The sequence below is a fragment of the Hyphomicrobium sp. genome (assembly GCF_036262015.1).
Lineage (GTDB): Bacteria > Pseudomonadota > Alphaproteobacteria > Rhizobiales > Hyphomicrobiaceae > Hyphomicrobium_C.
The window spans coordinates 239,835-264,816 of the sequence record NZ_DATAJR010000008.1 but is presented as its reverse complement, the minus strand read 5'-3'; the positions used below and the strand labels follow the sequence as shown (position 1 = coordinate 264,816).

Annotated in this window: 26 protein-coding genes; 6 read left to right on the top strand and 20 right to left on the bottom strand. The window is 59.9% G+C overall.

The window, feature by feature from the left end:
* Positions 1–210: 210 nt before the first annotated feature.
* Positions 211–1,221 carry a helix-turn-helix domain-containing protein gene (locus VHO05_RS09960; protein ID WP_329646429.1) on the bottom strand — a complete coding sequence of 337 codons (1,011 nt, stop codon included), beginning with the start codon at positions 1,219–1,221 and terminating at the stop codon, positions 211–213.
* A gap of 282 nt (positions 1,222–1,503) precedes the next feature.
* Between VHO05_RS09960 and eat the strand changes: the two genes are divergently transcribed.
* Genes eat through eutC form a run of 3 tightly spaced genes read left to right on the top strand, consistent with a single transcriptional unit; the run spans position 1,504 to position 5,199 of the window.
* Positions 1,504–2,949, top strand: a complete 1,446-nt coding sequence (eat, locus tag VHO05_RS09955) for an ethanolamine permease (protein WP_329646428.1) — start codon at positions 1,504–1,506, stop codon at positions 2,947–2,949.
* 32 nt (positions 2,950–2,981) lie between these two features.
* The gene (locus VHO05_RS09950; protein WP_329646427.1) at positions 2,982–4,370 is read left to right on the top strand and encodes an ethanolamine ammonia-lyase subunit EutB; all 1,389 of its coding nucleotides are present in this window, start codon (positions 2,982–2,984) and stop codon (positions 4,368–4,370) included.
* Positions 4,371–4,386: 16 nt separating this feature from the next.
* On the top strand, positions 4,387–5,199 hold the full coding sequence (gene eutC, locus VHO05_RS09945; RefSeq protein ID WP_329646426.1) for an ethanolamine ammonia-lyase subunit EutC: 813 nt from the start codon (positions 4,387–4,389) through the stop codon (positions 5,197–5,199).
* Positions 5,200–5,249: 50 nt separating this feature from the next.
* Here the strand turns inward: eutC and tatB are convergent, their stop codons facing one another.
* The 13 genes from tatB to VHO05_RS09880 all read right to left on the bottom strand — a co-directional run bounded on the left by tatB (position 5,250) and on the right by VHO05_RS09880 (position 15,020).
* On the bottom strand, positions 5,250–5,513 hold the full coding sequence (gene tatB, locus VHO05_RS09940; protein WP_329646425.1) for a Sec-independent protein translocase protein TatB: 264 nt from the start codon (positions 5,511–5,513) through the stop codon (positions 5,250–5,252).
* Positions 5,514–5,538: 25 nt separating this feature from the next.
* On the bottom strand, positions 5,539–5,751 hold the full coding sequence (gene tatA / locus VHO05_RS09935; protein ID WP_329646424.1) for a twin-arginine translocase TatA/TatE family subunit: 213 nt from the start codon (positions 5,749–5,751) through the stop codon (positions 5,539–5,541).
* Between the two features lie 28 nt (positions 5,752–5,779).
* Entirely contained in the window at positions 5,780–6,124 is a 345-nt protein-coding gene (locus VHO05_RS09930; RefSeq protein WP_329646423.1) for a methylamine utilization protein MauL, read from the bottom strand.
* A gap of 20 nt (positions 6,125–6,144) precedes the next feature.
* The gene (locus VHO05_RS09925; protein ID WP_329646422.1) at positions 6,145–7,191 is read right to left on the bottom strand and encodes a cytochrome c peroxidase; all 1,047 of its coding nucleotides are present in this window, start codon (positions 7,189–7,191) and stop codon (positions 6,145–6,147) included.
* Positions 7,191–8,102, bottom strand: coding sequence for a methylamine utilization protein MauJ (locus tag VHO05_RS09920; protein WP_329646421.1), 912 nt, complete (start codon positions 8,100–8,102; stop codon positions 7,191–7,193). The genes VHO05_RS09925 and VHO05_RS09920 overlap by 1 nt, the downstream gene beginning before the upstream one ends.
* Positions 8,103–8,137: 35 nt before the next feature.
* Positions 8,138–8,506 (bottom strand): plastocyanin/azurin family copper-binding protein, encoded by a 369-nt coding sequence (locus VHO05_RS09915; RefSeq protein WP_329646420.1) that lies wholly within the window; start codon positions 8,504–8,506, stop codon positions 8,138–8,140.
* Between the two features lie 78 nt (positions 8,507–8,584).
* Complete coding sequence (gene mauA / locus VHO05_RS09910) at positions 8,585–9,136, bottom strand: methylamine dehydrogenase (amicyanin) small subunit (protein ID WP_329646419.1); 552 nt, start codon at positions 9,134–9,136, stop codon at positions 8,585–8,587.
* A gap of 56 nt (positions 9,137–9,192) precedes the next feature.
* The gene (gene mauD, locus VHO05_RS09905) at positions 9,193–9,819 is read right to left on the bottom strand and encodes a methylamine dehydrogenase accessory protein MauD (RefSeq protein WP_329646418.1); all 627 of its coding nucleotides are present in this window, start codon (positions 9,817–9,819) and stop codon (positions 9,193–9,195) included.
* Complete coding sequence (locus VHO05_RS09900; protein WP_329646417.1) at positions 9,816–10,385, bottom strand: MauE/DoxX family redox-associated membrane protein; 570 nt, start codon at positions 10,383–10,385, stop codon at positions 9,816–9,818. Before VHO05_RS09900 ends, mauD begins: the two co-directional genes overlap by 4 nt.
* Before the next feature lie 11 nt (positions 10,386–10,396).
* Complete coding sequence (gene mauB / locus VHO05_RS09895) at positions 10,397–11,584, bottom strand: methylamine dehydrogenase (amicyanin) large subunit (RefSeq protein WP_329646416.1); 1,188 nt, start codon at positions 11,582–11,584, stop codon at positions 10,397–10,399.
* 127 nt (positions 11,585–11,711) lie between these two features.
* Complete coding sequence (locus VHO05_RS09890) at positions 11,712–12,566, bottom strand: cytochrome c biogenesis CcdA family protein (protein WP_329646415.1); 855 nt, start codon at positions 12,564–12,566, stop codon at positions 11,712–11,714.
* A gap of 344 nt (positions 12,567–12,910) precedes the next feature.
* Complete coding sequence (locus VHO05_RS09885; protein ID WP_329646414.1) at positions 12,911–14,356, bottom strand: HAMP domain-containing sensor histidine kinase; 1,446 nt, start codon at positions 14,354–14,356, stop codon at positions 12,911–12,913.
* The gene (locus tag VHO05_RS09880) at positions 14,346–15,020 is read right to left on the bottom strand and encodes a response regulator transcription factor (RefSeq protein WP_329646413.1); all 675 of its coding nucleotides are present in this window, start codon (positions 15,018–15,020) and stop codon (positions 14,346–14,348) included. The genes VHO05_RS09885 and VHO05_RS09880 overlap by 11 nt, the downstream gene beginning before the upstream one ends.
* Positions 15,021–15,338: 318 nt before the next feature.
* Between VHO05_RS09880 and napG the strand changes: the two genes are divergently transcribed.
* Positions 15,339–16,109: a ferredoxin-type protein NapG gene (napG, locus tag VHO05_RS09875; RefSeq protein WP_329646412.1), complete on the top strand. Its 771-nt coding sequence runs from the start codon at positions 15,339–15,341 to the stop codon at positions 16,107–16,109.
* Between the two features lies 1 nt (position 16,110).
* Positions 16,111–17,016 carry a quinol dehydrogenase ferredoxin subunit NapH gene (gene napH, locus VHO05_RS09870; RefSeq protein ID WP_329646411.1) on the top strand — a complete coding sequence of 302 codons (906 nt, stop codon included), beginning with the start codon at positions 16,111–16,113 and terminating at the stop codon, positions 17,014–17,016.
* A gap of 31 nt (positions 17,017–17,047) precedes the next feature.
* Here napH and VHO05_RS09865 read toward each other — a convergent pair whose 3' ends face one another.
* The 6 genes from VHO05_RS09865 to VHO05_RS09840 form a co-directional block, all read right to left on the bottom strand.
* The gene (locus VHO05_RS09865; protein ID WP_329646410.1) at positions 17,048–18,952 is read right to left on the bottom strand and encodes a propionyl-CoA synthetase; all 1,905 of its coding nucleotides are present in this window, start codon (positions 18,950–18,952) and stop codon (positions 17,048–17,050) included.
* Between the two features lie 70 nt (positions 18,953–19,022).
* Positions 19,023–19,802 carry a 3-oxoacyl-ACP reductase FabG gene (gene fabG / locus VHO05_RS09860; RefSeq protein ID WP_329646409.1) on the bottom strand — a complete coding sequence of 260 codons (780 nt, stop codon included), beginning with the start codon at positions 19,800–19,802 and terminating at the stop codon, positions 19,023–19,025.
* A gap of 17 nt (positions 19,803–19,819) precedes the next feature.
* Positions 19,820–20,626 (bottom strand): ABC transporter permease, encoded by an 807-nt coding sequence (locus tag VHO05_RS09855; protein ID WP_329646408.1) that lies wholly within the window; start codon positions 20,624–20,626, stop codon positions 19,820–19,822.
* Positions 20,626–21,480: an ABC transporter permease gene (locus VHO05_RS09850; protein ID WP_329646407.1), complete on the bottom strand. Its 855-nt coding sequence runs from the start codon at positions 21,478–21,480 to the stop codon at positions 20,626–20,628. The genes VHO05_RS09855 and VHO05_RS09850 overlap by 1 nt, the downstream gene beginning before the upstream one ends.
* 1 nt (position 21,481) lies before the next feature.
* Positions 21,482–22,552 (bottom strand): ABC transporter ATP-binding protein, encoded by a 1,071-nt coding sequence (locus tag VHO05_RS09845; RefSeq protein ID WP_329646406.1) that lies wholly within the window; start codon positions 22,550–22,552, stop codon positions 21,482–21,484.
* Positions 22,553–22,629: 77 nt separating this feature from the next.
* Positions 22,630–23,763: a PotD/PotF family extracellular solute-binding protein gene (locus tag VHO05_RS09840; RefSeq protein ID WP_329646405.1), complete on the bottom strand. Its 1,134-nt coding sequence runs from the start codon at positions 23,761–23,763 to the stop codon at positions 22,630–22,632.
* 211 nt (positions 23,764–23,974) lie between these two features.
* Here VHO05_RS09840 and VHO05_RS09835 point away from each other — a divergent pair, with 211 nt between their 5' ends.
* Positions 23,975–24,973: a phosphotransferase enzyme family protein gene (locus VHO05_RS09835; protein WP_329646404.1), complete on the top strand. Its 999-nt coding sequence runs from the start codon at positions 23,975–23,977 to the stop codon at positions 24,971–24,973.
* The last annotated feature ends 9 nt before the right edge of the window (positions 24,974–24,982 follow it).

The window sequence follows — 24,982 nt, the reverse complement described above, 5'->3', positions numbered from 1 at the left end:
TGGAATGTCGACACTGCCTTAGAGAGCGGAAATGATCGAGCTGATGCGTGGGAGCCCGGGCGCATCGCTGTATCCGTTTGCAATCACGTGGGGTAAGTGATGTCGCGGCGTAGGTTTGCCGCTGCAGCGATGGCTGCTTGCGTTTTTCCATACAGCTCAGAGCTTGTCGCACCCCAGTGCTGGTTTCCTTCTCGGCGCCCCTGAATCGGATCAAAAGCCGTCCGCCCTGTGTGTCGGGTGGTAGCGCCTGAACGCTTCCGACGGCAGCTCCCCGAACATCACCTTGTAGTCACGTGCAAACCGCCCGAAATGCCAAAAGCCCCAAAGCGTAGCGGCCTCCGCAACGGAGCAGGCGTGCTTTATGGCGCGGCGCGCGCCGTTCATCCGAACAGCGCGCAGATAGGTCGAGGGCTTGAGCCCAAGTGTTTCCTGGAACGACTGCTGCAGTGCACGGCGGCTGATGCCAAGTGTCCAACAAAGCTCTTCCACGCTCGCGTAGCGATCCGGGGATTCGACCACCAGTTCCCGAACATCCCGCACGACGCGCGCACGCTTCGCCAGCGAAATCTCTGACTGTTCGCTCTCAGCGCCGGAGAGCGCCGTCGCCACGACATCGGTCACATCCCGCGCCATCGCTGCCAAACGGAGGGGATTGTCGGCATACTCCGGGCTCTCTGCGATGATCTCGCAAATGTCCGCAAAGATGCGACGCATATGGCCGGCTGCGCTCGGCTCGACCGGACGCAGGTGGGGATTTAGAAGCGTCGGCAACACCGTTTCCAGTTGGTCCGACGGCAATGCGCCGTGCAGGTCACGCTCGGTCAGCACGAAGCCTGCGATGTCCAATCCGCTGGGAGAGAAAAACTCGAACGAGTCATTTCCGGAGAAGACGTGCAGTTGCGTGCCGTCGCAATGTTGTCCGCAGAACGTTGCATTGCCACATAGCGCAATCGGCACCCCGACTGCGATTGATCCTGGCGGCAGATACCCTCTCTGATGCAGGGCATTGCTGGTTACTTCCCGGAACAGCAGCACCCCACCGAGCTCAGCTTCCAGAAACGATCCTTTGAAGGATCCCGCAGAAATCTGATCGTAGGTCTGGTTCCAGCCGCGGAGCAGAGCCGCTTGTTCGTCGATATCGTGCGTGCTGGCCGCGTGAACCGTTGCCGCCTTGCCGCCAGGCGAGGTCATTGGAGTGTGGCGATCAGACAAGGCCACCATGCGCGCCGTCCGCTCGAGCTAACCAAAACTTGTCTCGCGCACCACCACATCCGACTTAAGTCGAGGACGGGCACGACGTGCCGAAATTGGATAGACGACATAATAGCGCATGACTAGCGTCCTCCAATACCAAGAGTGAAATTGCAGTCGTCCTTTTGGGGGCCGATGCGCTTGCTGGCATATGCCGTGTTTCTTGCTTCAGCGTCGGCCCCGCTGGAGCCCGATGGCCGATGCTGCACTGCAAAACGAAAACAAAACAAACATTAGTTCAAGGGGATCGCCATGGAGCCAACGGGACACTCAGGTGTCGAGTACGACAAGGTCGGGCAAGACTACTTCGAAAAGAGACAACTTAAGCGCGGCGCAGCCGGATGGCTGCTGCTCGTAGGTCTTGGCGTTGCCTACGTCATCTCCGGTGACTACGCGGGCTGGAACTTCGGCCTTGAGCAGGGCGGATGGGGCGGCCTGATGATCGCCTCGATCCTTATGGCGATCATGTACACCTGCATGTGCTTCGCACTTGCGGAACTGGCGACGATCGCGCCCACCGCAGGCGGCGGCTACGGTTTCGCCCGACGCGCGTTCGGCCCCTGGGGCGGCTTTCTCACCGGCACGGCCATTCTCATCGAATATGCGATCGCGCCGGCGGCCATTGCCGTGTTTATCGGCGGCTATATGAAATCGCTGTTCGAGATCGACATTCCGCAATGGGTGATCTCGGCCAGCTTCTTTGGCATATTTCTGGGCATCCATATCTATGGCGCGGGTGAAGCATTGCGCTTAATCTTCGCCATTACGGCACTCGCCGTCATCGCGCTAGTCGTCTGGATTTTCGCCATGGCTCCGTTCTTCGACAGCAACAAGCTGTTCGACATAGCGGTCAATCCGGAGGCGGTCGGCTCGTCGCCGTTCCTGCCGTTCGGATATTTCGGCATCTGGGCGTCACTTCCATTCGCCATGTGGTTCTTCCTGGCCATCGAGGGCGTTCCGCTCGCGGCCGAAGAGACCAGCGATCCGAAGCGCGATCTACCGCGCGGCCTCATCGGCGGCATGTTCGTGCTGCTCGCCTTCTGCGCGCTGATCATGGTGTTCGGTCCGGGCGGCGTCGGCTCGGAAGCGCTCAAAACCAACACGAACCCGCTGGTGGCGGCGCTCGAGCATCCGTCCACCTACGGCGGCCCGACCTGGATCTCCAAGTTCGTGAACTTCGTCGGCCTGGCCGGCCTGATCGCGAGCTTCTTCTCAATCATCTACGCCTATTCGCGGCTGGTCTTTGCCATGTCGCGTGCAGGCTACCTACCGCGCGGCCTGTCACTGACCAATGCGCGCAAGTCGCCGTGGGTCGCGCTGATCGTGCCGGGCTTCGTCGGGTTCCTGCTCTCGCTCACGGAGCAGGGTGACCAGCTCATTTTGATGGCCGTGTTCGGTGCAACCATCTCCTACATTCTGATGATGGCCTCGCACATCAAGCTCAGAATGTCGGAACCGGATCTGCCGCGGGCGTACACGACCCCGGGCGGAGCGCTGACGTCGGGTATTTCGCTCGTGCTGGCGTGCATCGCGCTAGTAGCCGTATTCCTCACGGACAAGAAGATGGCCCTCCTCGGGATGAATGTCAGCGTCGCCGCGCTGTCGGCCATCGCCTACGCACTCCTGGTCGCCTACTTCGCCCTCTATAGCCGTCATCATTTGGTGGCAGCCGCACCGGGCGAGGAAGATGTATTCTGAAACTTGAGAAACAGCATTCGGCGGGCCCCATCATGAGCTACTCCTATACTATCGCCGGTCACCGGTTCACTTTCGAGAACCTGCGGGTTCTCATGGCGAAAGCCACACCAGCGCGGTCGGGTGACTATCTCGCGGGTGTGGCGGCAGGTGACGACGAGGAAAGGGTGGCTGCACAGATGGCGCTCGCCGATGTGCCGCTCAAGGTGTTTCTCGTCGAGCATCTCGTTCCCTACGAGACCGACGAGGTTACGCGTCTCATTATCGACGATCACGATGCGAGGGCGTTCGCGCCCGTCTCTCACCTGACCGTCGGCGCATTCCGGGATTGGCTACTCTCGGACGAGGCAAACGAGCGCTCCCTCGCGGCGCTCGCACCTGGCCTCACGCCAGAGATGGTGGCAGCTGTCTCCAAGATCTGCCGCGTGCAGGACATGGTGCTGATCGCGCAGAAATGCCGGGTCGTCACCAAGTTCCGCAACACCATCGGGCTCAAGGGACGGCTATCGACCCGCCTCCAACCCAATCATCCGACCGACGACCCGACGGGGATCGCAGCCAGCATCGTGGACGGTTTGATGTACGGCAACGGCGATGCGGTGATCGGGATCAATCCGGCCACCGACAGCATCGCAGCCGTCACAACGCTGATCGAGATGCTGCACGAGGTCATCCAGCGCTACAACATCCCAACGCAGTCGTGCGTGCTGACGCACGTTACGACCAGCATCGAAGCCATCAACCGGCGCGCTCCGGTCGATCTCGTCTTCCAGTCCATTGCTGGAACGGAAGCCGCAAACAGCAGCTTCGGCATCAATCTATCCGTTCTGAAGGAAGGCTACGACGCCGCGCAAAGCCTCCAGCGCGGCACCGTCGGCAACAACGCCATGTATTTCGAGACGGGCCAGGGCAGCGCCCTGTCGGCCAACGCCCATCACGGCGTCGACCAGCAGACGCTGGAAGCACGGGCCTATGCGGTCGCACGGAAATACAAGCCGCTCCTCGTCAACACCGTCGTGGGCTTCATCGGTCCCGAGTATCTTTACGACGGGCGGCAAATCATCCGGGCCGGACTCGAGGATCATTTCTGCGGAAAGCTGCTCGGCGTCCCGATGGGCTGCGATATCTGCTACACGAACCACGCCGAAGCCGATCAAAATGACATGGATACCCTGCTGACGCTTCTCGCCGTCGCAGGGATCACATTCATCATGGGCATCCCCGGATCCGACGACATCATGCTCAACTACCAGACGACGTCGTTCCATGATGCGCTGTACGCTCGGAAGGCTCTCGGGCTCAAGCCATCGCCGGAGTTCGAGGAGTGGCTCCTGAATGTCGGCATCTTCGAAAAGAGCGAAGCATTGAAACTGGCCGACACATTACCGACGCCGTTTCAACGCGCACTGACGCATCTTCACTAAAGCGGGAGGGGGTCACATGTCAGAGGACAACAAGCCTATTGTCGTTCCCAACCCGTGGGACAAGCTCCGGCGATATACGCCCGCGCGTATCGCCCTGGGCCGCGCCGGCACCAGCCTGCCGACCAAGCCGCATCTCGAATTCCAGCTTGCACATGCGCGGGCGCGCAACGCCGTACATCACGAGCTGGATGTTGCAACCCTCGAAGCGGCGCTCAAGGCGCGGGGACACGAACCCTGCGTCCTGCACAGCGCAGCCGACAACCGTCCCATGTATCTTCAGAGACCCGACAAAGGCCGGCGTCTCGATGAGCCCTCTCAGCAGGAGCTCGCGAAAATGGCGCGCCCCCCGGAGGGATACGACGTCGTATTCGTCATCGGGGATGGCCTGTCCTCGTTTGCCATCGAAGAGAATGCCGCACCGTTTCTCGACGTGATTCTGCCTCCGCTTGCCGATCAGAAATGGCGCGTCGCGCCTCTCGTCGTCGTGCGCGAAGCGCGCGTCGCAGTGGGCGACGAAGTCGGCGAGCTCTTGGGCGCGAGCATGGTTGTGGTCCTGATCGGCGAACGGCCGGGCCTCAGCTCTCCCGACAGCATGGGCATCTACATGACGCTCAAGCCACGCGTGGGACTGACAGATGAAGCCCGCAACTGCATCTCGAACGTGCGCCGCGAGGGGCTGAGCTATGACCTGGCAGCCCACAAGCTGCTCTACCTCATGACCGAAGCGCGCAAACGTGGCCATTCCGGTGTCCAGCTCAAGGATGAGGCGGAAACGCTGTCGAGCGCCCTGCCGACAGGTCAGAAGAGCTTTTTGATCGAGTCGAACTGAGGCACCAAACGCCGTCGCGAAACGATCGCGACGGCAGAACAGGACTCGCGTCAATCCGGCTTCTGAGAGCGCTGCAAGCGAGCCGTGTCGCGGCTTGCTGCTTTCTGGATCTCTTCCATTTCCCTTCGAACGAGATCGAGATCGGCGTCGCGCACGGCCGCATCTAACTGTTCACGAAACGACCCGACCTGCCGCTTGGCCCAACCCGCATAGCGGCCGATGGTGCGCATGAGGACAGGAAGATCCTTGGGACCGAGAACGATCAAGGCCGCAACGCCGACGATCATCATCTCGCTCCAGCTGATCTCGAACATGCGGATCTCCTCCCGGGAGCGAACTTCAACGGGCCTTTGAGCGTTCGCGAAGCGTCGCGTCAGTCTCTACGACGAGCGGAAGCATGGCCTGCTCTGCCTCGTCACTCTCCGCCATCCCCTTCTTGAAGCTCTTGATGCCCTTGGCAACGTCGCCCATGAGCTCGGAGATCTTGCCCCGGCCGAAAAGCAGGAATGCGACTGCCAAAACCAGAAGGATGTGAATTGCGCTCAAGCCCATTTTTCTCTCCAACCCGAAAACGCTACGTTCAGTGCTTTGAGGGTTCCGTTGGCAAAATCTCGAACTGCGCATTGATGATCGGATGGATCCAGCACTTGATGGTTGCCGGTCCGGCCTGCCGGAGCGTCAGAGATTTTTGCGTGCCCGGGATTTGCGTGTCGAGATTGTCGACTGTCCCGTCTGGATACGTAATGTAGAGATTGTGGGCCATGTCCGACTGATTGTCGAATGTGACGACGTCGCCTACGCGCATCGTTCCACCGACCGACTGGATCTCCATGTGATGGATGACGATCGTGTGCTCCTCGGCATGGGCTGCACAAACCGCGAGCACCGAAAGCAAAGCCACGCCGAGACTTCGGAAGATTGCCATTTGATCGTTACCTCGTTGGCCTAGGGTAGCCTGGGAACCGGCGTTTCCAGCGGCGCGCCTTGCACCGTATGTAGGAAAGCCATCAGGTCTTCGCGCTCTTGCTCAGTCAATTTGATTGACTTCATGTCCGGCGAGAGGCTGGGCCGCGCCTTTCCGCCTTTTTCGTAGTGCGCGATCACTTTGTCGAGTGAGGGCAGCGATCCATTGTGCATGTACGGACCTGACGTCCGCAAGTCGCGCAGCGACGGCGTCTTGAACGCATGCTGCATGATCAGAACGCTCGGCGGTGCAAACTGCCCGCGGCCGATGTCGTCGGTCTCAAGACCGATGTCATGGAAACTATCATCGGTGAAACGCCAACTCGCGTGGCACTTGCTGCAGCGCGCGGCGCCGTTGAAAACAGCAAAGCCACGTTTCGCCGAGTCCGAGATGGCTTCTTCGTCACCGTCGATCCAACGGTCGAACGGCGCCTTTTGCGAAACGAGCGTGCGCTCGAATGTGGCGATTGCACCGAGCATGGTCTCGACGCGGATCTCCCCGCCCGGATACGCCGTCGCGAAGAGAGCCTTGTAGCCCTCGATTTCACGCAACCGTTCGGCAGCCCTATCCAACGGCATGCCCATTTCGTGCTCCGCCGTCAGCGGCAGTGTCGCCTGCTGCTCGAGAGTGGCCGCCCGGCCATCCCACATCAAAGCCGTCAGCCACGCCGCGTTGAGCACGCTGGGCGAACGGCGCGGAAGCGGCACGCCCGTCACTCCGATGCCGCGTGCAAGACCGTCAGACCAATCGAACGCAGGATTGTGACAGGTCGCGCAGGACACGGTTCGCGTACTTGAGAGGCGGGGATCGAAAAAGAGGCGCTTTCCGAGCTCGGCTTTCGCCGGATGGTATGGATTGGACTTCGGATAGGGGATCGCGTCAGGCCGACGGTACTTGTCTTTGATCTCTTGCGAAACGTGGGCAAGCCCCAACGGATCGGCCGTCGCAATGGGTCCGACAAGACCCGCGAGCGCCATGTAGAGCGCAGCGAGACCAATCGAATAAGCTGTGAGAGCGCGCAGTGTCATCACGCGTCCACAGTCACAGGTTCGTTGGCATCGGGAGCAACCAGAAAACCGTCGGCCCGCAGCGCGGACAGAAGAAGATCGCGGGCGACGAGATCCACCAGGTTGGCCAACGCGGCAAGTGCGCCCTCGGCGTGATAGTCCCCACCGTCCAAATCTGCGGTCTCGCCGCTCGGCGCGAGCATCGCCAGCAGCATTCGCCGCGCCGGCTCTGCGATATCACGCAGATCCCGAGCCGTAGCGCCTTTCAAGCTCGAATAGGAAATCAAAGTACCGCTTCTAACGAGCATATCCATCGTAATGACGTGCTCGCCGAAACGGCTATCCGATGCAAAGGGGGCGATCCCATCCACAGCGGCGTTGAGAATGGCCCCCGCGCTCAGCAGTCGCCACATGGCGCTCGGCGCAGACCGAGCTTCCCGATAGAGGCGAAGCATCTTCCTATAGGCCTGCGGGACGTCCTCCGAAGCTGGCTCCGCAATGAGGGCGCTCGGCCTGAACGGGATACAGCGCCAGCGTGCACCATGCGCAATGTCCGCGACACGCCATCCACAAATCTCGAAACCACGACCGTATTGTAACGCTTTGCGGTCGAGATCGCCCGTCACATCTCGGAAGGAAGACGCCAACGCCGCCGTCGCGCTCGTCGAGCTGAAGGTGTAGATGATCTCTTCGAGCTTGCCCGCCAAATTCGCGCATTCGTCCACCGCGCAAGGTTTCCCGTCGAGTCTGACCTCACGGCTCGCAGTCACCTGCGAGACCAGGACATCAGTCTCCCAAGCCCGGGTCACGGGATTGCGCAGAAAGAAACCCACGACGAAGGTGCGTTCCTCAGTCGCTGCTTCCGATGCCAGGATCGTCGGCTTCGGCGTCTCTGCCTTCAAAGGTGCGAGCAGATTGTGCGGAATCCACATGGGGAAGCCTTTCGAGCTCTCGACGGCGCGTGCGATTACGATTTCGGCTTGACCGTAATCTTGCCCTTCATGAACGGGTGCGGCGTGCAGATGTAGCTGTACTCGCCGGGTGTCGTGAACTTGAGCGCCACAGATTGGCCTGCGCGCAGCATGTCGCCCACGACCTCGAATGGTTCTTGGACGAATACATTGTGAGGAACGGCGTCGCGGTTGGTCCATTTGATGACCGCGCCCTGCTCGATTTCGAGATTGCCAGGCGCGAATTTCATCTTCGCGATGTCGACGCTGATCGCATCAGCAGGAACTCCGTCCGGCTTGACGATTTCGATCGCGTCAGCGGCGAGTGCGGCATTGGCAGTCGCCGCCAGAAAAACAGATAAGGAGAGGATAGTCCTGAGCTTCATGTTCGTTTCCGCGTTTGTGATATGAAAAAAGGGGCGGCAATGACTTCCGTCATTGCGCCCCAGTCTGGACTGCGAAACCTACCCAGCTTTGCCCACGATCGGAGAAATCGTGCAGTGATAGGTCATCGCTTCGTCATCGGCGCCGAAGCACCAGATGATGTCGTTGCCGAACTCCGGACGATAGACCGGCAATTCGCCTTCCGTGTTGAGGCACGGGCAGGTCAGCGCCACGTTCTTGCCGCAGCAGTCGCGATAGGCGATGAGGTAGCTCTGCTTGTCGCCAGGATTGTAGCAGCTGGCGACCCAAGAGCTCGGCGAGAGCTTGGTGCCCGGAGGGCAGTCGGTGAGCGTGCCGCCCGAGCATCCGCAGACATAACCGTCGAGCGAGCAGTGGCGCCAGTAGTCGCACTGCGTGATATCGTTGTCCTGCGGCTGCCAACCTTCACGCGATCCTGCCCCAGCGTGCGCACGGCTCACACGGCCACTGCGATCGACGGGAAGAAGGGGCACGAGGGCTGCACCGGCGACGACGGTACCCACGCGGCTGATGAAGCTGCGCCGGCTGGTCCGCTCGGCGATGTGGCGGGAGAACTTCTCGACGATTTCATCGAACTTGCTTCTGTTCGTCATTTTCATTGTTCCGTTATTTGAATGATGGTCCCTAGACGTTGCGAGTTTCTATGCCTTCACATCGTGAGCGGCGGAGGCGAGTGCTCGGCACCGTTCTTCTTCGCCATGTAGTCCTGCAATGACGCGTGACCGGTCCGGCTGGCTTCAAGCAAGCTCTCGACATGCTCGCGCGTGTTGCAGAGACCCTTGGCTTTGATGATGCCCTTCTCGTCGATCAGGACGCCGTAAGGCACCTTCCCGACCTGGAAGCGCATGCCGATCTCGGCCGAGATGACGTACGGCAGGCCATCGAGCTTGTTCTTGGCCAGGAACGCCTTGTGCTCCTCCTCCGCGCCATCGCTGATCAGCATCACGTTGATGCCTTCAGCGCGGGAAACGGACTTCACGATCGGCAACAACTTTTCGCAGACAGGGCACGTGGGAGAGGTGAAGAGGAGCATGGTCTCGTGACCCGCCGGATCATCTCCGCCGATCTGCCGCTTTTGGCCCTTGACGTCGATGATGCTGAAGGACGGAGCCTTGTCTCCGATTCCAGGACCGTGGTCGGTGATCATCGCGCCCAACGGAGCCGAACGTTCATGGAGGAGGCCGACCTGCCGGGCGATGCCAAGAAGGACGATGCCCCCGGCGCAAAGGGCGGCCCATTGAAGGACGCTCGATGCAATCAACAGTTCATTTGTCATGTGACAGTCCCTTCCTTGGCAATCTTACGCTCGCTCAACGGAAGCTGACGGAGACCGGTTAGCTCGTTGGCGCACAAGTAGATGAGGATCACAGCTGCAGCGGCGAGCGCTGCAATGATGAAGTCGTAGGCGCTGGCAGGTCGCGACCAGGCCGGTTGCGCGGCGAGCCAAAAAGCACCCGCACTGAGGACGACGTTCCGCGTGACAAGCGCCCAACTCAGGCGCTGACGCATTCCTTGACGGAAACACCCGCAATCGATCTCCGTGCGCCCGCGAGCGATATTGATCGCGATTGCAACGGCGAAGATCACCAGGAGGGTTCCGGCTGCAGCCCCGCCCACATGAAGGGCGAAGCCGGTCAGCAAGGACGCAGCGACGACAAGCTCGACCCAAGGCAGGGCGATGGCGAACGCGCCATCGACCCGCTCGGGAAGCAGACGAAAGTTCCGGACGACACCATGGAACTCGTCTGCATTCCGAAGCTTGGAGATCGCCGCGCCGCCAAATACGACCGCCAGCAGAAACTGCAGGAACAGGTCGATGATCGGGACGGACGAAACCATCATGACATCCTCACTCAATCAATCGCGGTGAGGATCAGAGGAACGCGACCGATGCCTTCCACCTTGGACGTCTCTTTGCCGGTCGCCGCATCGAAGATGTAGAGCGTGCGATCGTGCGCAGAGAGAGCGTACAGCTGCGGTTCCTTGTCAGCGCTAACGGCAATCGAGTTGATCTCGTGCTTGAGCTCGATCTTGGAGAGGCGCTTGCCCGTGGCCGCGTCATAAACGAACACGAAACGGCTCGGATACTTGTGCGTCCACTGCGCGCGCTGGTCTGCGAGCAGGAAGATGCGGTTGCTCTCACGATGATAGGAAACGAGGTTCCAGCCACCCGGCGCCCACTTTTCGGCCTTCTCCTGATCAGTGAAGGCTTCGAACGTGTTGAGGAACTTGGCTTCGCCCGACGAGAAATCGACCTGGTAGATCGTGCCGTCATAGCTCGGCCACACGAGGCGCTTGGCCTTGGTCGAGTAGGCCGGCGTGTTGACGAGATGCTTGTCCTCCGGATGAAGGATCTTCGTCTTCTCGTGCTTGATGTTACCTTCCTTATCGAAGGTGGCCTTCAGAAGATGCCCTTCGCGACAGTGCATGTAGAAGGTGTCGTTGGCGGTCGGGAAGACGTGATAGCAATCCGGAACGTCCATCAACTTCACGAACTTCTTGCCCTCGAGATCGACCAGACCGACGCCGGGGCTCGGCGAGAACTGATAGATCAACATGCTCTTGTCGTCGGGCGTAAGAGCCGTCATCCACGGATAGGTGTTCACGAGGAGGCGGATCTCGGGGATGTCGATATCGGCAATGGGTTCGTGCGTCTGCGCATCGAGCACTTCGACATAGTCGTCACGCTTGCCCTTGGAGACACGCGAATAGACGGTGCTCGCGTGCGCGAAGAACTTGCCGTCGGAGGAAACGACGGGGTTCGGCACCAAGCCGGTGTCCGAATTCGCCAGCAGCTTGGCGTTGTTTCCGTCAATCGTGACGATACGGGTGGCCACGTTGAAGTCATCGGGATCGGTGACATAGACGCGGCGCGCATCGGACGGCGGAGCCGAGAGAATTTTCGGATTGTCTTCGAGTGTCGCCGTTCCCTCCTTCCCGAGTTGCTTGGGAATCGCGCCGCCGGAGATGGCATACGAGCTGAAAACCGCAAGCGCCAAAGCCGAACAAGCGGCTGTAAGCGTGAGCGAAGAGACCTTCATTTCATTCCTCCTTTTTGGATTTATGATGTGTCGTTGAGGTTCGAAATCGACGAGCGGGGCCATCGGGCGTTGCGCGACCGCAGCCCAGCTCATGAGTGAAGAAGACGTGAGGTCAGGACGCGCCTGGTCAGGCGAGCAGCATGGCTCCGAGTGCAAACCCCGATCCGACGAGAAGAATGGCGTCGGTTAGCGCAGCATTTTCCTGATGACGCGCAAGCCATCCAGTAATGGACGCATCCGTCAAAGGCAGAGCGTTAAGAACCAGAGGCAGAAAACGTCCCAGGTTGAAGACCAGGAAGATGCCAACCGCGAATGCAAGCGAGCCGGAGAAGAGAGCCGCGCCCGTCACAGCATAGAGAAGCGGGGTCTGGACATAGGTGAGATAGTTCAAGCCGAGCGAAAAGCCGTAAAGGAGGCCGATCATCCACTTGGGGAAACGCTGCCGCGCATCATGGGGAACTTGGCAACGCCGCTGCGGATAGGGCACCTTGATGAAACCGAACTGGTGCGCGCCGTAGACGACCAGAAGAACTGCGAAAATCGGAAGCGTATAGGGAAGATAGGCTTGCACGCCGAGCGCAGAGCCAACAAGGCCCAACGTACCGCCGATAACAAGCGCTCCGAATGCGTAGCCGACGGCATGAGCGACGAGCGTGGGAGACCAGGCAAGAACATTGCGAAGTGAGAACGTCCCGTTGGGGCGCAACAGACAGACACTCGAGTATCCGCAGGGCGACCAAGTAGACAGCAGACCGCCCGCGAATGCGATCCCGATCAGCAGCCACATGGTTGACGTTTCGAGCGCAACGCCTGCTGCAAAGTAATGGGCAGCAACGACGCCTGCACCGGCACTGAACGCCATCAGGGCGAATCGAGTGAGTTTGGAGCGTGGCTCCGCAAAAACTATCGCGTCAGCGACGCGCTCAACGCTGTCCGCCCCACCGGCAACCGCGCCGGTGTGGTCTTGCCAAGTTTCGGCCATTCTACAGCCTCCAAAAATGTAAGTGCGCTTCCAGGTTATTGTTATTGTCCGGCACGGAGCCACGTTGGGCAGCCGGATTAGTCGGATCGTCGGCGACTGCGCGCCGCAGCGACCACGAATGGCCTCCTTCAAAACCGACTTGCTGCAGGGGAACGCAACAGGCCGACATCTCACCCTCGCCGTCCACACGAGATCCGGACGACGTCACGTCAGCACTGCGTTGCACGATCGCGTGGAAACGAACGGAACTATTTCAATGCGACATTGAGTGCAGAATGACGGGGCATCTTTTCATCCGCCTCGAACCACCCTTACAATTTTGACAGGAAGCAAAGTTTGCGCGCTCAGAGCCTCGAGAGCCCCTTAACCACATAGCCGGACCGCAACCGCAATCCCAGTTGCGGCCGCCTCGTATCGGGAACGTTCGGGAAGTGGATGAAGACGTTGAGGCCGGGCTTGTTGTCCGACAACTCGATGCGCGCGCCGTGCAGCTCTGCGATTGCGACCGCAAATGGGATCCCGAGCCCATGGCCGGGCTTGTCCCCCGAGACGTCAATTCGATAGAACCGCTCAAATAGATTTTCGATTTCCGCAGCGGGAACGCCGGGGCCGTTATCGCTGACTGTAACGTTGAGACCGTCGACACCCTGCTGCATGTTGATGCGCAATGTTGTGCCGCTAGGGCAATACTGGATTGCGTTTTCCAGGAAGTTCACGATCATTTCCATCAGAAGCTCGCGATCGCCACTCACCGGGCGCACACGGCTTGTCGTAATGGACGATTCCAACTTCAGCCCATGGTCGGAAATGATGGGCTCATAGATGTCGATGATGTGAGCCAGCAGCGCGGGCATATCGACATCGACGAAGCGTGAACGCCAATCCCCAGACTGCAACTGACCGAAGTTGAGCAGCGCTTCGAACATGGCCACCAGGGAATCGATCTCCTGGATGCATTCATCGATTTTTCGCAGGAATTCAGGATTGCCGGCCTCGCACTTGCTTGCCAGCTCCAGCCGCTGCCGAAGGCGGGTCAGTGGCTTCTTTAGATTGTGAGCAATATCCGAGGACGTGTTGTTTAGATTCTGGATCAGCGTCCGGGAGTACGCGAGTGACCCATTTATCGCTTCAGCGAGATCGCCAAGGGGCGTGTCGACGCTCGGGATCATCACGCGGCGTTCCACATCGCCGGCCGCAAACGCAAACAGCGCTGCCTTCATTTCTTTGACAGAGTCTCGCGACTGTCTCGACAACAGCGCCGCAACGAGCCAAGCCACGCTGAGAGCAGCCGCGAGCAGGAGCGCAAAAGCTCCAAGCAGCATGTCGCGCGTTTGCGCCACACCCACTTCGCTCTGTCCGACGAGCAGATTTCCAGATGTCAACGGCGCCGTTGCAACGTGCACGCGGCGCGTAAAGAGACCTCTGCCGACGATGAAAGAGTGGATGGATTGCGACGCCGCACGCCAGGCATCCTGAGGAGAAACGAGTTCCGAAGTATGTAGGATCGTAACGCCCGCTTCGTGCTTGATTGATAGGAACGGATCTTCCTGCTCGCCCCAGAGCTTCCTATCTTGAGCCAGCTCGATCAGTTTCTCCAGCCCGTGCTGGCGTTCGTACGCGACCAGCGTCTCAAGGACGCCCGCGACCCTCGTCTCGGTTCGATCAACGAGCGTCCGGTTAGACCCCAGAAAGACATTCGAGAAAATAAGGCTAAAGCAAACGGTGATAAGAACACCAGTGCCCGCAAAAATCTGAAGCTGGCGCCGCGTAAACTGAAAGTCAGCCTTCATATATGGAATAACCGCAACCGCGAACCGTGTGGATCAACTGTGTTCTAAAGGGCTTATCGACCTTTGTTCTCAGTCGCGAAATATAAGTCTCCACGACGCTCGTTTTGGGTTCGAAACGAAATCCCCACACACGCTCCAGGAGCATCGTCCTCAGAACCACGCGCCCTTTGTTGCGCAGGAGAATTTCCAGTAGCAAACACTCTCGCGGCAGCAAGTTGAGCTGCTGACCACCGCGCGTAACGATGCGATGAGCAACATCCATCTCTAGATCGCCCACGGTCAGCTTCTCGTGCTCACCCCGCAGCGGAGAGCGTCGGCCCAGCGCATTCACACGCGCGAGAAGTTCCGAAAAAGCGAACGGTTTCACGACATAGTCGTCGCCGCCGACGTCAAGTCCTTGCACCCGATCGTTAATCCCGCCGAGTGCAGTGAGAAAGAGAATCGCAACCTTTCGCCCACTGCTCCGCAACGTGCGCGCGACGGACAACCCGTCCAGCCCCGGAACCATACGGTCCAAGATCACGAGATCGAAGTCCTCCTGAATGCCCAGGAGAACGCCGTCCTTTCCGTCAGTCACGACATCGACGGTGTGGCCGGCCTGGCGCAGGCCGTTACTCACGAACGCCGCGGTTTCGACGTCGTCTTCGATCATCAATATTCGCATAACCGATGCCTCAATGCGTCAGTCCGCGCGATCAACTTTCTTGCCTCATACTCAAAATTTGACAGTGGTGCAACAAACCACCGCAGGTCGAATTCAAACGTCGAATTTATGTTCGACATCTCGCCTTGGGGTTGCGAATTTTCGCCGAACCCCTTCTGAATCCATTCCTTCCATTACATTCCATGTAAGATTTTTGTTTTGATTGCCGAGCCCAATGCGCACGACCAATGTGAGTGAAAGTCACGTGAACGGATAGGCGCTGTGCGTCGCATCCAACAACGCGGCTCTCTTGGCTGGCTCATCGCGCGCGGGGGCTCTATGGAAGACGAACTCTCTTCACGAAGCGGGAAACACGAAAGCGAGGCTTCTCTTCCCTCCGCTCCTCGACGCAAACCTCCGTCGCAATCACCACAGGTCAGCCGCCGCGATTTCCTCGGCAACGTCGCGAAATCCGCAGGCGTCGTGTGTCTCGCAGCCGTCGCGCTCGATCAATATGTTCGAACAGCTCGCGCGACCCAGGCCAAAGCGCTGAGGCCGCCAGGAGCAATCAAAGAGGAGGACTTTCTCGCAGCATGCGTGCGCTGCGGTCTCTGCGTGCGCGCTTGCCCCTACGACACCTTGCGCTTGGCGACCATGGGAGACGAGGCAGCACTCGGAACGCCCTATTTCATTGCTCGCGATGTACCATGCTTTATGTGCGAGGACGTCCCCTGCGCCAAGGCGTGCCCGACCGGTGCCCTTAACAGCGAGATCCCGAACATTCGCGCGGCCGACATGGGCCTTGCGGTCCTCGTCGATCATGAGACATGCCTGAACTACAAGGGCATGCACTGCAGCATCTGTTATCGCGTTTGTCCCATTCGCGACGAAGCGATCACGCTCGAGAAGCAAGTGATCAACGGCCGCCAGATGGTCATACCCACCGTTCATTCATCGAAATGCACGGGCTGCGGCACATGCGAAAAGCAGTGCGTTCTTGAGGAAGCCGCGATCCGCGTTCTGCCGCGACCGCTCGGACAAGGCAAAGCCGGCCGGAACCACGCTGGACGCCCCATAACGGGTCACGGAACCCTGAAGAGGGATCTGTGAGATGAATCCCAAGGCGATCGTCGCGAAGTTGACGTCGGAGTCCCGGTCCTATGCAGCGACGCGTCGCGGCTGGCTGTTCGCACATCGATTTTGGTTGCTGCGCCGCACCTCACAAATTCTGGTCCTAGCCATCTTTCTGACGGGACCATGGTTCGCAGTCTGGATCGCGCGGGGTAATTTTGCATCCAGTGAGATCCTCGGAATACTGCCCCTTAGCGACCCCTTCATCTTCCTGCAGTCGATAGCAGCGCGGCACAAGCCGATCGCCCTCTCGGTCATCGGCGCGCTTACGATCACCGCATTTTACTTTCTCGTCGGTGGACGCGCGTACTGCAGCTGGGTGTGTCCCGTCAATGTCGTCACCGACACTGCCCATTGGCTGCGCGACAAGCTCGGTCTTACGCGTGATCGGAAGCTCGACAGGCGAACCCGGCTCTGGATCTTGGTGGCCGCCTTCGTCGCTTCGTTTGCTACCGGCACCATCGCGTGGGAATTCCTGAATCCCGTCAGCATCCTTCAGCGCGGTATCATATTCGGCATTGGCGCTGGCTGGGGCATCATCGCTGCCGTCTTCATGCTCGATCTCTTCGTGACGCGACGCGGCTGGTGCAGCCACTTGTGCCCTGTCGGGGCTTTCTACGGACTGATTGGTTCGCAGAGCGTCATTCGCGTAACCGCGGCAAACCGCACGGACTGCACAGACTGCGGTGCCTGTTTCAAGGCGTGCCCGGAACCGCACGTCATTACACCCGCGCTAAAAGGGACGGGAACGCATCTCATACTGTCGGGAGACTGCACGAACTGCGCAGCGTGCATCGATTCCTGCTACATCGACGTCTTCCAATTTGCCAATCGATTGAGCAGCGAAGTTGGATCAGAGAACCCACAAACGGCGAAGCCTGCGTAGGCGAGCCAGTTTGGTCGAACCTAGCGAAAGCTCAGCTCGCGATTGGCCGCAGGCTGAGGGCGTTCCTGATCTCATCGAGGATGGCTGGATCGTCGATGGTCGCGGGAGTCTTGAAATCGGCTCCATCCGCGATCTTCTTGATGGTGCCGCGGAGGATCTTGCCTGATCGCGTTTTGGGCAGGCGTCCGACAATGCGCACCGTCTTGAACGCCGCGACCGGGCCGATCCGCTCGCGCACGAGCGCGACGATCTCTCCCTCGATATCCTTTGCATCCCGCTCAACGCCGGCCTTGAGCACGATGAACCCGACCGGCAACTCGCCCTTCAGCGCATCGGCAGCGCCAATGACTGCACACTCGGCCACATCCTTGTGAGACGAGAGGACCTCCTCCATCGCTCCCGTCGAAAGCCTGTGTCCGGCGACGTTGATGATGTCGTCGGTCCGCCCCATGATGAAGAGGTAGCCGTCTTTGTCCCGGAAACCCGCATCGGCGGTTTTGTAATAGCCCGGAAAATGATCGGTGTAGCTCCGGCCGAAACGCTCCTCAGCGTTCCAAAGCGTCGGAAAACAGCCCGGAGGCAGCGGAAGCTTGACGACGATGTTTCCAAGCTCCCCCGTCGCGACCTCGTGGCTATCCTCGTCAAGAACGCGAATATCGTAGCCCGGCATTGGGACCGTCGGTGAGCCCGGCTTCACCAATAGCGCGCCGAGCCCTACCGGATTGGCGGCAATGGCCCAGCCGGTTTCCGTTTGCCACCAATGATCGATGACCGGAATGCCGAGAGCCCACTCGGCCCAGCGCACCGTGTCCGGATCGGCCCGCTCACCCGCCAGGAACAGCGTTCGAAGGCTCGACAGATCGTAGTGCGCCACCAGGCCCGCGTTGGGATCCTCTTTCTTGATCGCGCGAAGGGCGGTGGGAGCGGTAAAGAACGCCGCCACCTTGTGCTCTGAAATCACGCGCCAGAACGCGCCTGCATCAGGCGTGCCCACCGGCTTGCCCTCATAGATGATAGTGGTGTTGCCGTTGAGAAGCGGGCCGTAGATGATGTACGAGTGGCCGACCACCCAGCCCACATCCGAAGCCGACCAGAACACCTCCCCCGGCGCAACCCCGTAAACGTTCTTCATCGTCCACATGAGGGCAACCATGTGCCCACCGGTGTCGCGCACGACGCCTTTGGGCTGCCCGGTGCTCCCCGATGTGTAGAGAATGTAGAGTGGATCGGTTGCCTTTACAGGAACACACGCAGCCTTCTGCCCGGCAGCGCGCGTCTGCGCGACGAGCTCGCTCCAATCGAGATCGCGGCCTGCTTGCAGAGAGGCCGTTTCCATCGGACGCTGTAGGATGACGCAATGCTCTGGCTTGTGCGTGGCCGCTTCGATGGCCGCATCGAGCAGAGGCTTATATTTGACGACGTGCTTCGGCTCGATCCCGCAGGAGGCCGAAACGACGACCTTAGGCTTAGCATCATTGAGACGCACCGCAAGCTCGTTGGCGGCGAACCCGCCGAACACCACAGAATGGATCGCGCCGAGTCGCGCTGTGGCCAGCATGGCGATGGCGACTTCCGGCACCATCGGCATATAGATCAGCACGCGATCGCCTTTCGAGACGCCGAGCCCCGCAAGCGCCGCAGCGAAAACCTCGACCTCGTCGAGCAGCTGCGCGTAGGTCAGCGTACGCTTCGTGCCGGTGAGCGGGCTATCGTAGATGATGGCAGCCTGTTCACCGCGGCCTGCCGCCACGTGCCGGTCGAGACAATTGTGAGCCGTGTTGCACTCGGCCCCCACAAACCAGCGACCATAGGGACCGTTGCTCGCATCGAATATCCGGTCGGCCGGCTTGAACCAGTCGACGGCCTTCGCCGCCTCCGCCCAAAAGGCCTCCGGATTGGCAAGCCATCCGTTATAGATGTCCCAGTATTTGCTCATTCGCTTGCTTTGCGTTCAAAAAGGTCCCGGACCGCGATGCGATCCGGGACCCGGGATGTTGCCGCCCGCTTTAGATGCTGTCGATTGCTTCTGCAGACTCAGGCAGGATCTGCCCCCCGTCGACGACAATCGTCTGTCCGGTGATGTAGGACGCCTCCTGCGAGGCCAGGAACAAAGCTGCGTAACCGATGTCCTCCACCTTGCCGAGACGCTTGAGCGGAATGGCCTTCGCCATGCCGTCCAGATAGCTCTGGCCGAGGTCCTGCAGACCTTCAGTGATGATATTGCCGGGCATCACCGCATTGATCGTCGTGTTGTAGCGCGCAAGCTCCATGGCCGCCGTCCGGAGAAAACCGAGCTGGCCCGCCTTCGAGGCGCCGTAGTGAGACCAGCCGGGATAGCCCGTGATCGGTCCGGTAATCGACGACGTGACGACCACACGTCCCTTACCCGCCATCTGGAAGGCCGGAATGCAGGCCTTTACGCAGAGGAATGTGCTCTTGAGGTTGGTATCCATTACCTGATCCCAGTCATCCGGCGAGAGATCGACGATCTTCTTCTGCGGGAAGACGCCGGCATTGGCACAAAGAACATCAACCTTGCCGAACGTTTCGAGCGTCTTGGTCACGAGACCCTGCACGCTTCCCCAATCGGAAACATCCGAGGCGTGCGCGACAGCCGTTCCGCCCGCAGCGCGGATCTCGTTGACGGTCGCCTCGGCGTCGCTGAGACCGCGCGCCGTCACCATCACCTTTGCGCCCTTCGCAGCGAAAACCTTCGCAATTCCCTTTCCGATCCCTTTGGAGCCACCCGTCACGATGACGCTCTGGCCGGCGATTGAGGTCAGCATTCTCTAAGTCTCCCGTATCAGTCCGAGGATTTGCGCGTGAAGCGGTTGATGAGCAGCGGCACAGTAAGGGCGATCGCGACGAGCACGATGGAGGCCGCGACCGAAAGCACACCCACTGTAGGCACGAGCGGAGAGTAGCCAGACACCATCTTGGCGTAGAGCCACTCGGGTAGAGTGAGGTCTGCTCCCGTCGTGAAAAGCGACAAGGGAAAATTGCCCCAGCTCAGGAGGAACGAGAACAGGCCCGCCGCCACCACACCCGGCATAAGCAGCGGAATGGTGACCTCGCGCAGGATCTGCCACGTAGAGCAGCCCATATCGCGGGCCGCCTCCTCCAGAGCCGGATCAAAGCTGTAGGCGCGAATGGCGATGATCAACGTGGCGATCGGCGCAATCCACACCAGATGGGCGATAATGGCCGTGTGCCACGTCGGCGTCACGCCGATGGCGTTGAACCACATCAAAAGTGCAAGCCCCAGAACCGACTGCGGGAAGAAGATCGGCAGCAGAATAAGCTTCTGATAGAGCCGCCGGTAACGCCACTGGTAGCGCGCGAAAGCAAGGGCTCCGAAAAAACCGAGCACCATCGAAACGAGCGTCACAATCACCGCGACCTGGAGCGAGATCCAGAGAAGATCTGAGACCGTCCCACTTTCCAGCGCCTGAGAGTACCACTGTGTCGTGTATTGGCGGATGGGAAACGAGAGATAGCGCGACGTGGAGACTGACGCGAACCCGATGGCCACCAGCGGCAAATAAAGGAATGCTAGGATCAGGACCCCATAAGCGTAGAGACCTGCCCGGCCGGCCTTGGAAGGATGCATCAGCGCTTCCTCCCCATGATGGCGTCGAGATCGATGCGCGTAACGCCGAAGATCGCAAGGCTGCCGACGACAGCGATCAGCGTCATCGCCAGCGCCGACCCGAGCGGCCAATTCTGGCCATAGGTGAAGGAGCGTTCGATCTCGTCGGAAATGACGATGACGGCCCGCCCTCCGAGCAGCTTCGACTCGGCGATCGCACCCGCTGTCAGAACGAAAGTGATGAGGCAGCCCACGGCAATGCCGGGTGCAGAAAGCGGCAGCTCGACCTCGCGGAAGATCTGCCATCTGGTCGCGCCGAGATCGAACGCAGCCTGTCGCGCATCATCGGGCACCATGGCGATGCCCTGCGCCAGCGGAAACAGCATGAACGGCAGATAGACATACACGAGCCCGAAGATGATGACGGGAACGTTGTAAAGCAGGCTGTCGAAAGATTGCCCCGTCCAGCTCCGCCAATAGCCTTCGATCAGCCCGCCCTTCATCAGCGTCAGCACCCAGCCGAACAGACGAATGTTTTCAGAGACGAACAGCGTCATCACCACGCCAATCGTCAGCACGAGCGTGAATCGTCCGAAGACCTTCGCCATCGCGAACGCTAGCGGCCAACAGATGATGAAAAGGATCAGTGTTGCCGCGAAGGCCATCGCGAGAGACACGAGCAGCGACTCCCAATACCCCTCCTGCACCATGATCGCGTAAGAGGAAAAGTCCGGAAAGTTACCGAGCGAGAACACCTTCTGCGGCATCACCGAGAATGCAGCGACCACGCCCAAGGGGGCCAGGAAGCCGGCCGCGAGAAAGAGGCTGACCGGAAGGGCGCTCAGGAGGCCGAGGCGTTGGTTGAGCCGCTCCACGCTACTCCTCCTGAATGAGATGCGCGCGATCGAGATCGAAGCCGATTTTCGTGCTTTGACCCGGCTCCCACGAGACACGGTTTTCCCGCGACAGCTCTACCGTCGCCTTGTACCCCGTATCGAGCTGGACCAGGTATTGCACGCGCGAGCCGAGTAGATACTCGGACTCGACAATTCCCTTGGCTGTCACGTCGGCAGTCTCTGCAAGGCCGAGCAGGCGCACGCTTTCCGGCCGCGCCATGAGATAGCCCCGAAATCCAGGACGCAATCCGCCTTTCGCTGCACACGCAGGATCGATCGAAAGATGCTCGAAGGAGACGCTATTTGCGGTGCCGTTTGAGCGGAACAGGTTCACCTCGCCCATGAACTCCGAAACAAAGCGGCTCTTTGGCTTGGCATAGATCTCTTCAGCGGGGCCGAGCTGCTCGAACCGCCCCGACCGCATGATCGCGATACGATCCGACATCACCATCGCCTCTTCGAGGCTGTGTGTGATGTAGATGAACGTCTTTCCCGTTCTCTGGTGAAGGTCCTTGAGCTCCTTCTCCAGCATCTTGCGAAGCCTGAAGTCGAGAGCCGACAGCGGTTCGTCGAAGAAGAGAATTTCGGGATCGAACGCGAGCGCGCGAGCAAGCGCCACGCGCTGGCGCTCGCCGCCCGAGCACTGTTGAATGCGCTTGTCGTAGTAGTGCTGAGGCAGCCGCACTAGATCGAGAAGCTCCAGCGCGCGAGCCCGGCGCTCGGCCGGATCGACACCGCGGATCTTCAGCGGGAACTCGATATTCTGTCCGACGGAGCGATGTGGAAACAGCGCGAGCGACTGGAACACCATGCACGTCGGACGCTTGTTCGCGGGAACGTTGTCGATCCGCCGGTCGCGCAGCCAGATCTCGCCGCTCGTCTGCTCCTCCATGCCGACGAGGAGGCGAATGAGCGTCGTCTTTCCGCTGCCAGACGGCCCGACGATTGCGAGAAACTCGCCGTCGTCGACGGTCAGATTGACGGAATCGAGCGCCGTGAACTCGTCGAAAGTCTTCTTGAGGTCGACAACGCGGAGGATCGGCGAATTCATCTGTGTGTGTCTGGAGGTATCGGCTTCACGGGAAAAGTCCGCCTTCCCCTGGGGAAGGCGGACCGGTGTTGCGATGTTCATCGACGCTTCGCTGCCGTATAGATCTTCAACAGCCCGTCATAGTCGGGAACGATCGAGAAGTCGGCCGAGCGCGAAAGCTCTTCCGACAGGCTGTCCCACTGGATCGCATCCAGCTCGGTGTTGTTCCACAGCTTGAAGATCTCCGGATTGCCCATCTGGCTCACCGGATTGTACGTGCCCTCCGCGAAGCTGACGGCCTTCGCGATTTCGGCCCTCTGCACGAACTCGAGGAAATCTTCCGCAAGCGGGCTGACATCGGGATTGTTCACCACCGAGGTCAGCTCGACCCACACCACGCCGCCCTTTCCGTTCACAGGGCCGCTGTTGGGCGTAATCGCGCGAATGTTGGTGGCGCCATCGAAGCGAGCCGGGCTCGCCGTATAGGTGCCGCCCGTGAAATACGCGTCGATCTCCCCGTTGATCAACGCCGTGTTCATCGCCACGAGATCGTCGCTCAGCATCTTGGCGCCGCCGAACACCGTCTTCGTAACCTCGGTGAACTTGGTGATGCCGTCCTCGCCCACCGGCTTGAACGGATCGATCCCGGCCGTAAGGCACAGATGGATGACGTTCCAATTGTCGTAGGTGAGAACACCGAAACGGCCTTTCATGGCCGGATCGAGAAAGATGGACCAGCCCTGATCCTCGGCGGCCTTGCGGCTGATCTTGTCCGTATTGACGACGAAGCTGAACGGCCCGTAGCGCTGAGGCATGCCAATCAGCTCGCCACCTTCGGCGAAGGCGAGTGGATAGGGAGCCGAAAACTCCGGAGACATCTTCGCGAAATAAGGAAGAAAGCGATCCTTGTTGAGCGGCTTGATGAGCTTTTCAGGAAAGAGTTGCTGGCGCGCCCATGGCTGATTGACGTTGATCAAATCCCAGACTTTCAGCTCGCCTGCGCGGAGCTTGTTGATCATGTCGGGATCGGAGGTGCCGCTTTCCGCGCGCGCCGTTACGCCCGGAAAAGCCTTGCGGAACGGGCCCAGCACGTTGTCCGTGTTGTAGCCTTCCCAGCACAGGATGTTCATTTCTTTGTCGCGCGCGGCGAACGCCTGACGCACGGATCCGAACGCGGCAAGTCCCGCGGCGGCTCCCACGCATTTCGTAAAATGACGACGAGTGAGCTCCATCAAACCTCTCCCTGGGATGGCTCGGTGTTTCCCCTAGATTTTTTGGACCTGATTTTTTTTGCGGTCCTAATCTTGGCCCGGCGCGCACGTGTTCGCATCACGCCGAATGAGCGTAGGATCATCGGTAATTGTTGTGAAACGCAAGCGGAATGTTGCAGAACGAAGAGTTTTTCTTTATCTCCATTGGAAGCGAGCAAGCAGGACGCAACCGATGGCTGGACTTTACGAAGACGGATTCGTTGAACAATTGCGCCAGGGCTTGTGTGGCCTGACGCGGGATTGGGGGCTTGCGTCAGACTGCAACGTAACCACTTTGAATATATCGGAAAATGCCACTTTCAAGGCCGTCGATCGGAGCACGGGAAAGCCGATAATTCTCCGCGTCCACCGTCCCGGCTACCACGCGCGTGACGAGATCGAATCCGAGCTTGAGTGGATTCACGACCTGCGCCGGGAAGACATTGTTGCAACTCCCAAACCTTTGCCCCGGAAGGATGGCAGCTACATCGGCAGCATGTTCGCAGCGGGCGACGATCGCCACGTCGTCGCTTTCGAATTCATGAGTGGATCTGAGCCGGCCCAGGGCGACGGCATCGTCGCCGGTTTCCGCGAGCTCGGCGCAATCAGCGCGCGGCTCCACCGCCATGCACGCGCCTGGCGGCGCCCCTCCGCGTTCCGCCGCAAGACGTGGAATTACGAGACGATGCTCGGCGCGACGCCGCTGTGGGGCGACTGGCGCGATGCGCTCGGCCTCGACGCATCTGGCAAAGCCGTCCTTGAGCGCACAAGCCGCGAACTGCAGACGTTCCTCGCCGAATTCGGAGAAGGACCGGAGCGTTTCGGTCTCATCCACGCAGACTTGCGGTTAGCCAATCTCCTCGTCGACGGAAATCGCCTGGGCGTCATTGACTTCGACGACTGCGGCTTCAGCTGGTTCGTCTACGACTTTGCCTCCGCCGTGAGCTTTTTCGAGCACGAACCAATCGTCGCCGAACTGCAGGACTCATGGGTCGACGGCTATCGCTCGGTCGCCCCGCTCTCGGACGCGGATGTCGCCGCCATTCCGACCTTCGTCATGCTTCGGCGCTTTCTCCTCACCGCCTGGGTGGCAAGTCACGCCGAAACCCCGACAGCGCAGTCGCTGGGAGCGCCTTTCACCCGCGGCACCGTAGAGCTTGCGGAAGCGTTCCTTTCAAAAACAGAGCAATAGGTGCGCGCT

What these genes read in the sequence shown, in the direction of transcription:
- VHO05_RS09960 (WP_329646429.1), bottom strand. Translation starts at nt 1,221, where the DNA reads ATGGTGGCCTTGTCTGATCGCCACACTCCAATGACCTCGCCTGGCGGC.
- eat (WP_329646428.1), top strand. Translation starts at nt 1,504, where the DNA reads ATGGAGCCAACGGGACACTCAGGTGTCGAGTACGACAAGGTCGGGCAA.
- VHO05_RS09950 (WP_329646427.1), top strand. Translation starts at nt 2,982, where the DNA reads ATGAGCTACTCCTATACTATCGCCGGTCACCGGTTCACTTTCGAGAAC.
- eutC (WP_329646426.1), top strand. Translation starts at nt 4,387, where the DNA reads ATGTCAGAGGACAACAAGCCTATTGTCGTTCCCAACCCGTGGGACAAG.
- tatB (WP_329646425.1), bottom strand. Translation starts at nt 5,513, where the DNA reads ATGTTCGAGATCAGCTGGAGCGAGATGATGATCGTCGGCGTTGCGGCC.
- tatA (WP_329646424.1), bottom strand. Translation starts at nt 5,751, where the DNA reads ATGGGCTTGAGCGCAATTCACATCCTTCTGGTTTTGGCAGTCGCATTC.
- VHO05_RS09930 (WP_329646423.1), bottom strand. Translation starts at nt 6,124, where the DNA reads ATGGCAATCTTCCGAAGTCTCGGCGTGGCTTTGCTTTCGGTGCTCGCG.
- VHO05_RS09925 (WP_329646422.1), bottom strand. Translation starts at nt 7,191, where the DNA reads ATGACACTGCGCGCTCTCACAGCTTATTCGATTGGTCTCGCTGCGCTC.
- VHO05_RS09920 (WP_329646421.1), bottom strand. Translation starts at nt 8,102, where the DNA reads ATGTGGATTCCGCACAATCTGCTCGCACCTTTGAAGGCAGAGACGCCG.
- VHO05_RS09915 (WP_329646420.1), bottom strand. Translation starts at nt 8,506, where the DNA reads ATGAAGCTCAGGACTATCCTCTCCTTATCTGTTTTTCTGGCGGCGACT.
- mauA (WP_329646419.1), bottom strand. Translation starts at nt 9,136, where the DNA reads ATGACGAACAGAAGCAAGTTCGATGAAATCGTCGAGAAGTTCTCCCGC.
- mauD (WP_329646418.1), bottom strand. Translation starts at nt 9,819, where the DNA reads ATGACAAATGAACTGTTGATTGCATCGAGCGTCCTTCAATGGGCCGCC.
- VHO05_RS09900 (WP_329646417.1), bottom strand. Translation starts at nt 10,385, where the DNA reads ATGATGGTTTCGTCCGTCCCGATCATCGACCTGTTCCTGCAGTTTCTG.
- mauB (WP_329646416.1), bottom strand. Translation starts at nt 11,584, where the DNA reads ATGAAGGTCTCTTCGCTCACGCTTACAGCCGCTTGTTCGGCTTTGGCG.
- VHO05_RS09890 (WP_329646415.1), bottom strand. Translation starts at nt 12,566, where the DNA reads ATGGCCGAAACTTGGCAAGACCACACCGGCGCGGTTGCCGGTGGGGCG.
- VHO05_RS09885 (WP_329646414.1), bottom strand. Translation starts at nt 14,356, where the DNA reads ATGAAGGCTGACTTTCAGTTTACGCGGCGCCAGCTTCAGATTTTTGCG.
- VHO05_RS09880 (WP_329646413.1), bottom strand. Translation starts at nt 15,020, where the DNA reads ATGCGAATATTGATGATCGAAGACGACGTCGAAACCGCGGCGTTCGTG.
- napG (WP_329646412.1), top strand. Translation starts at nt 15,339, where the DNA reads ATGGAAGACGAACTCTCTTCACGAAGCGGGAAACACGAAAGCGAGGCT.
- napH (WP_329646411.1), top strand. Translation starts at nt 16,111, where the DNA reads ATGAATCCCAAGGCGATCGTCGCGAAGTTGACGTCGGAGTCCCGGTCC.
- VHO05_RS09865 (WP_329646410.1), bottom strand. Translation starts at nt 18,952, where the DNA reads ATGAGCAAATACTGGGACATCTATAACGGATGGCTTGCCAATCCGGAG.
- fabG (WP_329646409.1), bottom strand. Translation starts at nt 19,802, where the DNA reads ATGCTGACCTCAATCGCCGGCCAGAGCGTCATCGTGACGGGTGGCTCC.
- VHO05_RS09855 (WP_329646408.1), bottom strand. Translation starts at nt 20,626, where the DNA reads ATGCATCCTTCCAAGGCCGGCCGGGCAGGTCTCTACGCTTATGGGGTC.
- VHO05_RS09845 (WP_329646406.1), bottom strand. Translation starts at nt 22,552, where the DNA reads ATGAATTCGCCGATCCTCCGCGTTGTCGACCTCAAGAAGACTTTCGAC.
- VHO05_RS09840 (WP_329646405.1), bottom strand. Translation starts at nt 23,763, where the DNA reads ATGGAGCTCACTCGTCGTCATTTTACGAAATGCGTGGGAGCCGCCGCG.
- VHO05_RS09835 (WP_329646404.1), top strand. Translation starts at nt 23,975, where the DNA reads ATGGCTGGACTTTACGAAGACGGATTCGTTGAACAATTGCGCCAGGGC.